We start from the raw sequence: 14,239 nt of genomic DNA, 5'->3' as shown, positions 1-14,239 counted from the left end.
TGTAAACCCTTTCTTTTTTAGATGTTAGTAAGGAATTGATAAGAAAGTACCTAATGTTACTTTTAACGGTTTTCTTTTTAAGTTTGTTCATTCTATAATGAGTTTGTTACGTACTATAATTTTCTGGGAGGTTGTATGATTGTCTTTTTACCAACGATTTTTGGCAAATGAAAAAATTCGTAGGTTGACTGTTCTACTTTCAGTTATCTTACTACTTTTCTTATCTAAAGCAATGATTACTACGGTCTTGCTCACCTTTATCTTTACCTATTTAATGATTCATCTTGTTCAGATTATTCAGCGTTTTGTTAAGATACCAACTGCAGCACTAACAGTAGTTATTTATTCGATAGTGGTTTACATGATTTATCTGGCACTAACGAAGTATATCCCTATCTTGATTCATCAGACTTTTGATATGGTTGGTTCAGTTATTCACTTTTATGAACAGCAACCTAAAGATGATAATCCACTACTAACCTATGTTCATAATTATATTGAACGCAATGATTTTTTTGAACAAGTGCAAAATAGTGCATCTATTGCTATTGGCTATCTACAAGATCTTGGAAAATTAGCTGTAGCGTTTGCCATGTCCTTTATTTTGAGTTTCTTTTTCATGATTGAGAAGAAAAAAACAGTGCTTTTTTCTCGACTCTTTTTGAAAAGTGAGTTTGCTTGGTTCTTTCAAGATATTTATTATTTCGCAGATAAATTTGTTAACACGTTTGGCTTAGTTTTGGAGGCACAATTTGTGATTGCTGTTTTGAACACCGTGATTACGACAATTGCCTTAGCTGCATTTGGATTCACTCAATTACCTAGTTTAGCGATCATGATTTTTATTTTGAGCCTGATTCCAGTAGCAGGTGTTATTATCTCTTGCATTCCATTGTCATTTATTGCTTACTCGCAAGGAGGAATCAGAGATGTTGTTTATATTTTAATCACGATTTTGATTGTCCACTTGATCGAGTCTTATGTATTGAATCCTAAATTGATGTCTAGCAAAACAGAATTACCGATTTTTTATACTTTTATCGTACTATTAGTCAGTGAGCGTTTGTTTGGTGTTTGGGGACTAATCGTGGGTATTCCGATTTTCACTTTCTTTTTAGACATTTTAAAAGTAAAAGAAATTCCTCTGCATCTAAAAAAAGAGCAACAAGAAGTAATTAAAAAAGAGTAAAAAATAACATCGAAGTCCTGTAGTGACCCCGAAAAGTTAGACTTTTTATAGAGTGGATTCATCCGCTCTATTTTTTATGCCGTTTTTTAATTTCATCCAGAACAATCAAAAGTCATGTTCCACCATTTATTTGGCACTTGGGTAACGGAGATACTTAGTAAGATAAGGGGTTATCTTATTCTCGTTTTCTAATAGATATGTGGAATGAGAATGGTGGTTGCTTTTGTATCTAATATATAAAAAAACTCTTTTTGTTCTGATAAGCGGTTGATAGCAACTTATTCGAACGAAAAGAGTTTATATCTCTAAATTTTTTATCTCCAAATATAGGTCATCATCTTTTTGTCTTTAATATTGTGAAGAAACTTCCTGATGTAGACGTCTTCGCTATTTGATAAGTTTATTCCCAGTCCATTTCTCCAGTCACAACTTTAGCACTCATTTCTAAACTTCCATCTGGCAAATTTGGATAAGATTTTTTCATTTTTTCGATAATCTCTGCGCTCGCTTGACTATCTTTTTCTACTTCAATAAATTTTTGAATATAGTCTTTGGTAAATTCAATATTTTTGGCTGAAAAATCATTTCCTTGTTCAAAATGCCCTGGAATAACTACTTTAGGCTGCAAAGAAGTTAGTTCATCAAGGTCTGTAATCCATTGTTCTTGAGTTTCAATCGTTTTTGTATCTGCCATAAATAAATGGCTACCTGTAGAAACAAGAATCCCACCTAAAAGTAAGTCATCTTCTTTATTGTAAAGTGTTTGTTTCTTTCTATCGCTGCCAAAAATTGAGAATTCTGTTCCCTCTAAGCTAATTGAATCTTTTACTTCTTCGGGAATAATGATTTCGTCGGGTGCATTTTCTTTTAGCGTATCCGACCATACAGAAAGCTTCGCCTTGTAAGTTTCTTTGATTCTTTCAATGTTAGGAGCTGTAGCTAAAAGTTTAGCGTTTGGAAATTTCTTTTTGATTTGGCTTGCTCCAAAATAATAATCTGGATCACTATAAGAAATATAAATTGTCTGAATATCAATGTTCTTGTCTTTAGCTACTTTTAAAATCTTTTCTGCGTCTGTTTTTGAAAACTGAGTATCTACTAATAAATCTTTACCGTTTTTTTCAATAATTGTTGCAGTGGCCCCAAACACTTCATCTGGATTCATAGTGTAATATGTGATATTGTGCCCTTTCGTTTCTGTATACATCTTTGTGTCCTCCTTTGTCATTGTTGTGGCGTTACTTGAATTATTTTTTGTGTTTTCCTCTTTATTTTGAGATGAACAAGCAGCTAATAAAACCGTGCCCATACTAATTGCTAATAAAAATAAACCAATTTTTTTCATACGATACCCCTCTCTAGATAATACTTCCTACCTGTATATTTGTAAATTACAGGTAAATAATATATAATAAAAGTATAGATGTCAAATAAAAAGAAAAGGTGATCGAATGAAGTATTCAGTGCGACTTAGTGATGCTATACATATCTTAGCTTATATTCAAATTTTTCAAGGAACTGATTTATCCAGTGAAGCAATTGCCAAAAGTGTGCAAACAAATCCGGTAACTGTTAGAAAAATCATGGGTGATTTGAGAAAAGCAAACCTAATTAAAACAGAATCAGGAAAGGCTGCCCCCTCTTTAGTAATGCCACCGGAAGAAATTTCATTAGCTACTATCTATAAAGCGGTCGAAAAAGACCCAGCAATTTTTCATTCAGATAAAAATACTGCCCCAAATTGCTTAGTTGGTGGAAATATTCAAAAAGTATTGGATCAGAAATATATTTTTTTACAACAATCAGTCGAAAACAAAATGAAAACTATTTTTTTATCAGAAATTATTGAAGGAATTCTTCAAGAAAGCACGAATGGTTAATTACAATCAAAAAAGCGTAAGCAGGCTCCTTCCAAGAGTAGTCTGACTCACGCTTTTTATTGATTAATGTGTTCTTTTCTTTTTGATTTTTCTAAAAATGAAAAGACTAAGTAACACGGCTAAAATTATTCCACCTATCCAAATAAATAATTTGTTTCGATTGTGGTTGATAGTTTCTTTGATTTCTTTCTCCGCTTCTGGCTTATATGGGATTCTGTGGCCCCGAACGAGCAAACGATGTGTATTGACCATATAAGGGGTACATGTCATCAAGGTAATAAGGTCTTCTCCACTTTGAATCAGTAAGTCTTGAGTGTCTGTAGGTTCAATCGTTTTTATTTGGTCAACTTCATAAGCTAGTCGTTCATTGTTGATGTCAATATAGAAAACATCTGTCTTTTTTAGTTTAGGTAAGTCCGTAAATAGTTTAGCTTCTGGTAATCCTCGATGAGTTGACAAGACGCTGTGAGTACTTGGACCACCAGAAGGGATACTTGTACCTTCAAGCAAGGAAACACCGTTTTGTAAAAACAATTCGTTTGTCTGATCAAAAATGGGTAAACTAACTTTGATTTTTGGAATAGTTAAAGTTGCAATTGTATACTGTTTTAAATAAGATTGTTCTTTTTTGATTTTCTTTTGCTGTTCATTACTTACCGCATCATTAAATGCTGCTACTCCAGGATTATTTCCATCTTTTGCTAACTCCGCATTCTGTTTATCTTGTTTCTCTTTCAGTTTGGCAACTGCTTCTTCATTTTCGTTATTGGCCTTTTGTTGGTAATACTGAACTAATTGTTGATCGAAATAACTATTAACGGCATCACTAACAAATGGATAGGAAAATAAACCAATACCAAGAAATAGAACAATTATCATGAAGATATCTGTTTTTTTTCTGTCCTTTTTTTGTTTTTTCATCTCACTCACCTCACCTGTTTGTAAAATCATCGAAAAATTGCTAGAAAAAGGCTGTAACAAAAATCAATTTTGACTTTTGTTACAGCCTCACCTTACCTACCACTCGTGCCAAATTTCTTACAGCTACATCTTATTATTCTGATTTTCGTTTTTTAAAATAATAACCAGCAGATAGGACAGCTGTTAGTCCAGCAGCTAGGAAAACAGTAATCCCCATACCACCGGTAATTGGTAACTTACCTTTTGTCTTATTCACTACCACGAGTTCAACTTTTCCATTATCTGCGACAAAGTTTGTTGGTGTATTTGGTAAAACATAACCATCAGGAGCTTTTATTTCCACCAATTGATAAACGATATCAGCACCAAGTTCATCTGTTTTAGCAATACCGAAAACTTCAATTACGCCTTGGTCATTTGATTGAAAAACTGTTGCATCTCCTTGTGTAGCAACCCAACTAACTTTTCCGTCTGTCATTTTTAAAAAGGCCTCACCGCGCTTAACTACAAATTCTGCTCCAGCAAGTGTTTGTTTTGTATCCGCATCTTTTTTGACAAATTTCTTACCAAAAGTCTTTACTTCTTCCTGGGCTGTTTTTGGAATAAAATTATTGTCAAACTTGATTTGGTTGTCGATTGCTGTTGCTAGTGGAGCGCCTGGTTTGATTTTCATTTGAACTTCAAAAGTTAATATTTTACCTGCATGGTTTGCTAACTCAGCTGGTGTGAAGCTAACAATAAATGGGTTAGCTGTAATGTCAGCAATAGTTGCGGTCACATCTCCAGTGGCTGCGCCATCAATTTTGATACTTGAAAGAATTTCATCTGCTGTAGAAACAAGTTCCAGTGATGAATGATACGTATCAACTAAATCGAATTTCGTAAATTGCGCTACATCTTTAGGAATTTGTTGTGTGATTGTAAAGGTGACGATTTGATCCACATCTACATCTACATCATCTGCTTCTTTTTTAGGTTCAGGAACTTTGTAGTTGTATGCAGATGCATTTTCTTTATCAGTTAATAGCACTTGGAGTTCGTTGTAATGTGAGTATTTGATCGCCATTGAACCATCACTTGCATTACGAGTTGCAAAGGCTGTAACAACTGGATTATTCAAATAGTGATAAATTTCTGCTCCTGTTTGAAGTTGACTTGTTGCAACCGGTGTGTCTACTTCATAAAATTCATAAATACCGCCATCAGCTAAAATCAAATCTTCAACAGTAACTTGGCCAGATGCATCCGAGAAAAGAATTGTTGCTGCATCAACTGTTCCATCAAATTTGCCTGTGCTTGCTTGGTAATACATTCCTGATGCTTGATCTTTTAGAATGAACCCAGCGTCTTTTAATGCGACTGGATTTGCTTGATTTCCCTCAGCATCTAGTCCTACACCATATTTTTTGAATGTTAGGTCTGAGGTTTTGTATTCATTTTTTGGATAAAGATGAACAACCGGACGATTGTTTCCACCTTCATCAGTTACGGGTAATCCGACCACGAATGGCACTGATTTCTCAGCAATCGCACCAGCGGGAGTAGTCGTTTCTTTAAATAGATAAACAGCATTTCGTCCACCTGATTGTGTTGGTAAGGCGAGTGAAGAAATACCGCTTGAGTCAGTTAGTGCAAACTCATGAGATGCTAACCCAGTAGTATCTGCTGCAATTGCAGCATCGGTAGCTTCAGTGACTCGTTCTTCATGTGTACCACTTGCGCCATCATAAGCAGCCCAGTAAATGCTCGTTACATCATATGCTGTAAAACCTGCACCACTTAATGGTGTCGAATTTGGCCAAGTCATCTCATCACCAGTATTTTGAATTGACTCGGGTAGCGTATCAAAAGCAAGTTTGTGTAGTGTAACAGTTTGCTCTGTTTCAGTGTCGCCTTCTTCAACGGCATAAACAGCACTTCCCAACCCTAAAAACAACGGTAACATTAGTAAAAGTGAAAGAACCCAGGTAAATACTTTCTTTTGCTTATTCATTTTCCTCACTCCCATTCTTTTTTTTCACTCCATGATTGTGTTGCTTGACCAACAAATAACCTGCACTTGCTATCATGAGTAAACCAGCTGCTAATAGATAATTATTGAATTGATCTGCCGTTTTAGGTAAATCTTTTCCAAATTTGCTTGGTGTAGCAATTGAAGCCGTTGGAACAACGGGCGTAGCTGGTATACCTTTTTTGACTGTTTCCTGTTGATTTACAATTTTTAAAGTCTGGTTTTCTTGTTGTGTAAACGTTCCTTTTGCAACAACAAATGGCACTTTTTCTTTATTTAGAAGGTAACCTTCTGGGGCTTTGATTTCTAATAGTTGGTAGTTGCCATAACGTAATCCATTGATCCAAAACAGACCATTTGTGTCAGAGACTAATTTCACTAGATTTTCATAAAAAGTTGGTACTTTCGTTGCATCAATCCAGATGTTTTTTCCATCTGCACGTGCTAAATATTCTCCTTTATCATTTAGTACGACAAACTCTGCACCCGTTAATTTTTTTGATTCATCTGTTGCATCAACTTTTACAAAGTATTTCCCTCCTGTTTCGACGGTTGTCGTTACTTCAATTTTTTTCTCACCATCAACTATTAGTGAGATTCGATTCAAGAAATCAGACTGATTTAAATTATTTTCTTGGATCAACATTTGATAAGAAAAAGTGATTTTTTCACCAACATGGTCTGCTAAAACCTTTGGATCAAATGCGACAGTGAATCCGCGATCTGAAATCGAAGTGAATGTATAAAATGGACGCGTTTCAGGTTGACTAAGCGAAATTGAGACTGTTTCTTCGGCAGTTGCTTTTTGAATTAGCATCAAAGAGTCATCCGGTATATCAGTCACAACAAAGCTTTCGTAATTAGCAATATCTGATGGAACGGTCAGTGTTGACTGATAGTCGATTGGTTCACCAAATTCAAAGTCGATTTTCTCACCATTGATTTTTTTCGTTAGTGTTGGTGGAATTGTTCTGGTTGCTCGACTTTTTGGGAAAATTCGAATGGTTTGTAATTCATTCCCATTATTATCAAATACTGGTAAAACAACTAACATGGGGCGAGTGATAGAATTGACAGTTGGTGGATGATTCGTTTCTTTGATGAAGAAAACACTATCCTTATCCCCTTTTTTAGCAGGAAGTTCAAAGGAAGCAATCCCCTTTTCATTTCCCTGTGTTTGGGTAACACCAACGTATTTGGTCAATGCTTCAACATCCGCCGTTTGCATGTGTTTAAGAAATGCTGCTCGAAATTCTTCAATTGGTTGATTTTCAAAATCTGAGGCTGCTAATTGTTCATAATACATATCTGTTACTTCATAAACAGTAAATTCAACATCATTTAAACCTTCAAAGTTCTGGAGTCCAATCGGTTCTTCAAAAGGATTTGTTTCACCATCATTGTGTTGTTCGTCAATATCTGCTTCATGGTCAAACAACAGTTTGTGAATGTGTAACGTGATTGTTGAAGAAGCCTCAGTTTCTGCATGAACTTCGGTTGAATTAATTTGCGCCATCATGAAGACAGAGAGAAGTGAAACTAGGACAATGCTTAATCGGGAAAGTAGTTGTTTCATCATGCTCTACCCCCTCTTCTTCTTAAATAAATGTAAAAACTCAACATCAACGTGCTACCGAGTGCTAAATACGGAATAATTGTCATTCCACCAGTTTCTGGAAGTGGCTGTTTTGCATGGTTTGTCACTTCTAATTGGATGATATTACCTGATACAGTGAGAACGTCTGTCTGTTCTTCTCCATCAATAGTCACTATTCCTGTATCACTAATAACAATCACAACTGGTTGAGTTAAGCCGATAAAACCACTTGGGGTAAAGGTTTCTTCTAGGCTGTATTCTCCTGGTCGTAAGCCAGTAAAGATAAATGTGGAACTATCTGTTTGTTTAATCGTTTCACTATAGTTATCTGGTCCAGTAAGCGTGAACTCTGCACCATTTAGCAATCGACCATCTTGATCTTTTTTCTCTAGTTCTAAAGTAAAGTCTTTTAAGCGGTTAGTCAGTGTCAAACCGGTAATAATAAAGCGGTTTTGAGTTTCATCAAAAGTAGCGGGTTCTGAGTAGAGAAGTGTTTCATCCTTATCAAAAATTTGAATCACTTTATCTGAACCAATAACTACTTTCCAAGGTCCCTGATTGTTTTCATATCCAAGTGGTACATTCGTTTCTTTCAAGAGATACTCACCTGGTTGTAACCCTTGGCTAAATTGGACAACTCCATGTAAATCTGAAGTTGCTTCAATTGGTTCTAATAGATTTTCACCTTCCAATGTGAAAGTTGCACCTAAAAGTGGTGTTCCAGTTTCATTTGTTTTCTTAAATTCAAGTAAAAATGGAACGAGTTGGTTACTGATTTGATTGTTTTCAGGGAATCCAGTGACGCTTAAACTTAAATCAGATTCTTGTTTTACCAAAATCGTAAATTCTTCAATTTCTTGATATCCCTCAGGTGCAGCTAATTCACGAATGATATACTCACCAATCGGATATGCTGGAAATTGAACTAACCCGGAATCATTAGAAGTTGCCTCAGCAAGAAGAACAGTTGGCGCAGACTTCTGATAAATACCAAATTTTGCCCCCGCAAGTGGTGTTTCATGATCCTCACCGACTTTGATAAAACTGATTCCTTTTTTCAGCAAAGTATTTGTAACGGTTAATGTTTGATTTGTTTCTTTTGTAGTTGATGCTGGTGCGTATGTCGGTGCGCTGTACCCAGTGACGTGATTTGCTTCGCCGACTTTTTCGATGATACGGTATTCGATAAGTTGACCATTTCGAAGTGCGACCACATCAGTGAATATTCCTTCTGTCGACGTAGCTCCTTTTGGTACCGATAATTGTTGATTTGGGACATCTACCCAGTTACCATCTTGATTTTTTTCTTGTAATTGTAAGGTGATGTCTTCACGTAAATTCCGTTGATTAGATTCATCTTCCCAGATTTTTTTCGCCTGGATATCAAATGTGGTTACTGGAACTTTTACAGATGGAATTGCGAAATGAAGATAATCTGGCGTTGTTGTTCGATTATTTGTTACATAGGTTGTCTTATTCGCTGGATAAAACAGGCCATCGCGATAGGCTTCTTTTACTTCAACCAGGTATTCGATTCGATAACCTTCTCGTCCAGTCTCTGTCTTTCCTAGATTCATATTTGATAAGTTGATCGTACTTCCATTGATGGCAACTTGGACTTGTTGTGCAAATGACGGATAACTACTACTTGTAGATGGAATAACAGTCAACCCATTATCAACTTTCAAGGCAAAAGAACTTACATCACCAATCAAATTGACATAGTCACTCATTGGATCTGTAACCGTTGCTTGTTGGAGCGTAGCTGAGAAAGTAGTACTCAATGTTTTTAAAACCTGAATCAGCTGTTCACGATTATTTGCGGTGAAATAACCATTTTTCCCAATGGCTGTTAAGACACTTTCAGCAGTCTCACCTGTAGCAAAACCAATTGAGTATTTTATGATATTTTGATTTGCTGGATGCGTAGCTCTTTGATTAACATAATCAACTGTTGGTGTAACATGTCCAGTTGACGATGTTCCGTTTCCGTTGTAGTAATTCGTATTGTTTATTCGTGCATAGTAGCGTTCAGAATTGCCTAGATTTGTTTGATTCAAACTGAGTAGGTTATTTGTCAGATTCAAATAATTTTGATTTGGTGAAAAAGTAGGTTCACCATCAGTTAAAACGATTAGGACTTTTGCTGCTTCACTCCTAGTTCCATAACTTGGATTTGTTAGCATTGCATAACCTGCATCAAGACCAAGGTAAGTTGGTGTACCAGAAGTATCAGGTGTCGCAGTATAGATTGTGTGACTGGTAATTGCTGATGGACTTGTTGTGAAACCACTAGAACCAAATTTCCCAATCTCTCCATATGGAACATCGACTGAATTATTGTTGATTTGCATACGTGTAGAACCAAATGCTGCTAGTCCTAAACGAATATTTCCATCATTGCCGGGTCCAAGCAAATCATTTGCAAATGTAGTCACTGCGTCTTGTAAGGCGACCCAACGAGTCATCCCTTCAGGAACAGTTTCTTGAACCATTGAGCTCGACTTATCTAATACTAAAGAGATATCAATCGGTTGATTTGTTTCCAGTGCATCCCCAATTACATCTAATTGGACTTTAAATTGATTTGGGTTACTAGTTGGAATAACAATTTTTTTAATTGCTCCATCACCATAATCATGATAACCATTAGTAAAGTTCAGCGGATTGCTATCAATGATATTATTTATTGATGAAGTCCCCTCTGTTTTCTCTGTACTAAAATCATAGTTCTTGATAAATGTGGAAGAGTCATTGGTCGTGTAATTATTTGTCGAGTGTTCTGGATACGTTCCTAACGCATCATTAACGTAATTAAATGGATCGACATTGACCGGACTTCCTGCTAAAGGTGTCATAGCAAATGGTGCTGCAGTAATCAATGGAAGTGCCTTTTCATCAGAAGGTTGAGCAGCTTCAGTATCTGCTGTTTGCTCTTTTTCTGAAGTTTTATCTTCCTCAGATTCCTTCGCTTGTTCTGAGCCATCCGTGCCTAACGTATTTTCTTGAACAGTTGTATCATTTTCTTTCTTAATTTCTTCCTGTTCATCAGTAGATTCATTCGTTTGTTGACCATTTATAGAGGGATCAATGCTTGATTGGAACTCAATTGCTTGAGCTGTTTCTTCTAAAATTTTTCCTTGCTCATCTAATAATTTTATTTGAATTTGGATAGCTGATTGTTCAATAGCTGTTTGAAATTCGATTGTATTCATTTCGGCATCATGAACTTCTTCAATCCAGCCATTTTCAATTTCTATAAAATCTGTTTGCGTTACTTGTTTAATTGGCTGATCTTCAGCGGTAACTTTTAGTTGTAAGGTTGTTTGCGTTTCTTCACTTACTTGTTTATGATATCTCAAGGTCCAGTTCTTGATACCTTCTGAGCCATCTTCTGTGGCAATTGAATCTTTCCCTTCAAGTTTCAACTGTTGACTGGTTGCAATTTCTCTAAATTCGGTGGTCTCTTCTGCATGAATTAAACTAGAAATCCCTAACAACTGACTAAAAATACTTAGCAACAAAACACCAATCCATAAGAAGCTAACTAGTTTTACTTTACGATTCATTCCGACTCCCCTCCCTCCAAATTCACAAACATGAAAAATGTTCCCTCTACAATTTGAAGTTTAGCAACGGAATTATGTTATAGCAAAAGTTAACAATATGCGGTTTAAAGGGGATAGTCGTTTTTTATATGTTATTTTTTCAGAAATGTAACACATTTTGTTTTTTGATTTATAAAATATTCACAAACTATGATAATGGTGTGATGTAATGATGATCGCATAACACATAGTTAGTATGAGTTATATTTTGATAAGGTAAAAATTTATGGATCAAAAGTGCGTAATATTTCTGTAAATCCTTTATTTGTATTAAAATATAATTAATATTTAAAATGTTTTTTGTTATAAAAAACGATATAGTTTAATTTTTTTGTCAGAAAGTTGATGGATTATGTAAGAAATCTGGTCAAAAATAAAGAAGGAGAGAGTTCATTATGTTTGAATTTGTGGTTCTTAATGATTATGACAGGCGAAAGTTAGCAGTTTTTCAGATCCTTAATTCACAGAATACTTCTTGTTCCATTTCCTATTTAGCTAAAGAATTCAAACTATCTTTTCCAGCCACTCAATCGTTGATCCAGTCATTTGATCGTGACATGATTACGCTCTTTGATAAGAGTGTTTGGGATGAGAGCGGACGAGTTAATTGGCACACTAAAGGCTATAATTACAATATATATTTACAGTTTTTGATTAAGTGTTCTCTACCCTATCAATTTTTACTTTCTATATTGACAAGACCAGAACAAACGATTGAAGATTTTTTAGAAGAAAACTATATCAGTCGCTCGACTGCAATCAGAGCATTACAAACGACTAAAGTGTGCTTAGATGATTTGAATGTAAAACTTAACTTTTCTAAAATGAAAATTTTTGGAGAAGAAAGCAACATTCAACTGCTTTTTTTTTATGTGATTTGGTTAGGCTCCACTGGAGATGATGTGCTCACAAACGAAGAACTTGGTTTACCGTATTATAATGAAAAAGAACTTTTAAAAGACTTTGATTTTTTTAACTTTTCTCATGTTCATCCAAAAGCAATCCGATTAATGTTAACGATTATGAAAATTCGAAGTTTACAAGGGTATGAATTGGATGAATTTGAAGGAAATGAATTGATTTATTTTGACGCTAATCCCGTTTTACAACAATATTTTTCTCAGTTTATTAAGGATCCCTATCAGATTATTTATCACATTAATTTTTTGAAATATGTATTTGTTTTTTCGTTCTACTATGCATCACCGGTTGATTCTCGCTTAACTATTTTAGTTGATTTTTATCAAAATTTAGAAAAGAGAGAACAGCAATTTCACAGGTTTTTGATAGAATTTAATTCATTTTATTCAAAAAAAATCTTACCTGAAAATCTGACTGAAGAAGAAGAACTGCTTATCCGTGCAAATCTATTTTCTACGCTATTTTCTCACTATACTAATGGGGGAAAACTACCTAAATTCTATGGGTTTGATGGCGTTTCTAGTCATTCAGAAACACCGGGGTATCAAAAGTTAATAGAGATTTTAGGTCATTATTTTGAGCAATATTTTCAAAAAACGTCCTTTTTTATTTTTAAAGATCGTAAAAAAGAATTACTTGAAGATTTAAGTTTTATCCTCTATCCTTACTTCCAGAAAAAAATCAAAGATAGACGAGTGAAAGTTGCAATTATTCCTATGATTAATCAAAAAATATTACAGAATATTGTTTTGTTTTTATCACAATTGCAATTTGTTGACTATGAACTATCAGTAACTGACCATTCAGAAATCGATTTGTTTATCACTAGCTTTTCAGAAATTTTGCCGAGTACGACGAAACCATGCTTTATCGTCGAATTAACAGATGAATCAAATTATTTAAGTGAGTTGTTTAATTGGTTGTGGGATATGTATTTAAACAATCTAGCACCAGAAATGTAATATTAAGCAGCTGGACTAAGCAGAAAACTATCTGTCTTTGAAACAAGTAGAAATGTAAAACTGTTTTAGAGACAGATAGTTTTGTTTGCAGTTTTTTAAAAAATTTGATGCGAGGAATTAATTTCTTGATTTCGTTGATAATTTTGCTTGGTCAATCACCCACATGACAGTTTCACTATGCTTTAATTGTTTTTGCATGGCAGAAAAATTTTTACTTTGAATCATCTGATCAAACATTGCAAATTCTTGATACATTCTATGTGCGTGACTATTCGCAGAAATAGTTTCTAAGAGTTGATTTTGTTGATAGATATCAAAGGAAGTTAGAACATTGGCAGGACTGTCAACTACAATCGACCTATTTTCACCTTGAATAACTGAGCGAACTGGTGCATCAGAATTCTTAGCCGCGATACAAACTGCTTGATATTCCTTATATTGCAACACTAAAATGCCAGAAGTATCAACCTCTTTTTCCATATGTGGAAAATAATAGACTTCTAATGGTTTTCCTAATAGTCCTACAACAAAGTGGACATTGTAAATGTTAAGATCCATCAATGCTCCTCCACCTTTTTGAGCATCGAAAGCAGGCGCAATCTCTCCGTTTTTAAACGCATCATATCGTGAAGAATATTGAGAATAGTTGCATTCAATTAGCTTTATCTCTCCTAAGGAAGACAGTTGTTTCTTGATTTCTAAATAATTTTCTAAGTATTGGTTTGTAATTGCTTCAAGCAAAAATTTTTGTTTGCTTTCTGCTAAATGTTTTAGTTCTAAAAATTGTTGATAATCAGTAGTAAATGGTTTTTCGCAAATGACATTTTTACCAGCTAACAATGCTTTTTTTGTAAAAGAGAAATGTAAATGATTAGGGACAGCAACATAAACGGTATCAATCGTATCTTCCTGTAAACATTGTTCGTAGTCAGTAAAATAGTTTTTGATTCCATATTTTTTTTGTAGTTCTTCTAATGTCTCTTTGCTTCTTTTTGTTCCGACGATTGCTTCTAATTCGATTTGAGGTAAGTCTTTTGTAATTGTTAAAAAGTCTTGTACAATTTTGCCAGAGCCAATTATCGCTAACTTCATATTGTTCACCCTTTTAATTGAAATTTCATTTTCATAGATTGTTGTGACCTCATTGAAC

9 protein-coding genes are annotated in these 14,239 nt (G+C 34.7%); 3 read left to right on the top strand and 6 right to left on the bottom strand.

Annotation, left to right across the window (positions count from 1 at the left end):
• Positions 1–139 precede the first annotated feature (139 nt).
• Positions 140–1,189, top strand: coding sequence for an AI-2E family transporter (locus IGJ76_RS06755; protein ID WP_067482039.1), 1,050 nt, complete (start codon positions 140–142; stop codon positions 1,187–1,189).
• Between the two features lie 400 nt (positions 1,190–1,589).
• Here the strand turns inward: IGJ76_RS06755 and IGJ76_RS06750 are convergent, their stop codons facing one another.
• Complete coding sequence (locus tag IGJ76_RS06750; RefSeq protein ID WP_430596504.1) at positions 1,590–2,534, bottom strand: MBL fold hydrolase; 945 nt, start codon at positions 2,532–2,534, stop codon at positions 1,590–1,592.
• Between the two features lie 106 nt (positions 2,535–2,640).
• On the opposite strand from IGJ76_RS06750, the gene IGJ76_RS06745 reads away from it, so the two are divergent.
• Positions 2,641–3,069, top strand: a complete 429-nt coding sequence (locus tag IGJ76_RS06745; RefSeq protein WP_270344511.1) for an Rrf2 family transcriptional regulator — start codon at positions 2,641–2,643, stop codon at positions 3,067–3,069.
• A 63-nt stretch (positions 3,070–3,132) separates the two neighbouring features.
• Here IGJ76_RS06745 and IGJ76_RS06740 read toward each other — a convergent pair whose 3' ends face one another.
• From IGJ76_RS06740 to IGJ76_RS06725, 4 genes are all read right to left on the bottom strand, one after another.
• Entirely contained in the window at positions 3,133–3,990 is an 858-nt protein-coding gene (locus tag IGJ76_RS06740) for a class C sortase (RefSeq protein ID WP_430596503.1), read from the bottom strand.
• 133 nt (positions 3,991–4,123) lie between these two features.
• Complete coding sequence (locus IGJ76_RS06735; protein WP_067482031.1) at positions 4,124–5,983, bottom strand: SpaH/EbpB family LPXTG-anchored major pilin; 1,860 nt, start codon at positions 5,981–5,983, stop codon at positions 4,124–4,126.
• Positions 5,976–7,580 carry a SpaH/EbpB family LPXTG-anchored major pilin gene (locus tag IGJ76_RS06730; protein WP_430596502.1) on the bottom strand — a complete coding sequence of 535 codons (1,605 nt, stop codon included), beginning with the start codon at positions 7,578–7,580 and terminating at the stop codon, positions 5,976–5,978. The genes IGJ76_RS06735 and IGJ76_RS06730 overlap by 8 nt, the downstream gene beginning before the upstream one ends.
• Positions 7,577–11,167, bottom strand: a complete 3,591-nt coding sequence (locus tag IGJ76_RS06725; protein ID WP_430596501.1) for a SpaA isopeptide-forming pilin-related protein — start codon at positions 11,165–11,167, stop codon at positions 7,577–7,579. The genes IGJ76_RS06730 and IGJ76_RS06725 overlap by 4 nt, the downstream gene beginning before the upstream one ends.
• Before the next feature lie 434 nt (positions 11,168–11,601).
• Here IGJ76_RS06725 and IGJ76_RS06720 point away from each other — a divergent pair, with 434 nt between their 5' ends.
• Positions 11,602–13,089: a helix-turn-helix domain-containing protein gene (locus tag IGJ76_RS06720; protein ID WP_430596500.1), complete on the top strand. Its 1,488-nt coding sequence runs from the start codon at positions 11,602–11,604 to the stop codon at positions 13,087–13,089.
• A 117-nt stretch (positions 13,090–13,206) separates the two neighbouring features.
• Here IGJ76_RS06720 and IGJ76_RS06715 read toward each other — a convergent pair whose 3' ends face one another.
• Entirely contained in the window at positions 13,207–14,181 is a 975-nt protein-coding gene (locus IGJ76_RS06715) for a Gfo/Idh/MocA family protein (protein WP_413124272.1), read from the bottom strand.
• Positions 14,182–14,239 lie beyond the last annotated feature (58 nt).

The organism is Enterococcus sp. DIV0175 (assembly GCF_050529075.1).
In the GTDB taxonomy this organism is placed as follows: domain Bacteria; phylum Bacillota; class Bacilli; order Lactobacillales; family Enterococcaceae; genus Enterococcus_B; species Enterococcus_B thailandicus.
Note: the sequence above shows the minus strand (reverse complement) of the source record. Positions and strands in the feature narration are given on the sequence as shown.

Bases quoted from the DNA above. Each gene is read 5' to 3' on its own strand.
- IGJ76_RS06750 (WP_430596504.1), bottom strand. From the start codon at position 2,534: ATGAAAAAAATTGGTTTATTTTTATTAGCAATTAGTATGGGCACGGTT.
- IGJ76_RS06745 (WP_270344511.1), top strand. From the start codon at position 2,641: ATGAAGTATTCAGTGCGACTTAGTGATGCTATACATATCTTAGCTTAT.
- IGJ76_RS06730 (WP_430596502.1), bottom strand. From the start codon at position 7,580: ATGATGAAACAACTACTTTCCCGATTAAGCATTGTCCTAGTTTCACTT.
- IGJ76_RS06740 (WP_430596503.1), bottom strand. From the start codon at position 3,990: ATGAAAAAACAAAAAAAGGACAGAAAAAAAACAGATATCTTCATGATA.
- IGJ76_RS06725 (WP_430596501.1), bottom strand. From the start codon at position 11,167: ATGAATCGTAAAGTAAAACTAGTTAGCTTCTTATGGATTGGTGTTTTG.
- IGJ76_RS06735 (WP_067482031.1), bottom strand. From the start codon at position 5,983: ATGAATAAGCAAAAGAAAGTATTTACCTGGGTTCTTTCACTTTTACTA.
- IGJ76_RS06720 (WP_430596500.1), top strand. From the start codon at position 11,602: ATGTTTGAATTTGTGGTTCTTAATGATTATGACAGGCGAAAGTTAGCA.
- IGJ76_RS06715 (WP_413124272.1), bottom strand. From the start codon at position 14,181: ATGAAGTTAGCGATAATTGGCTCTGGCAAAATTGTACAAGACTTTTTA.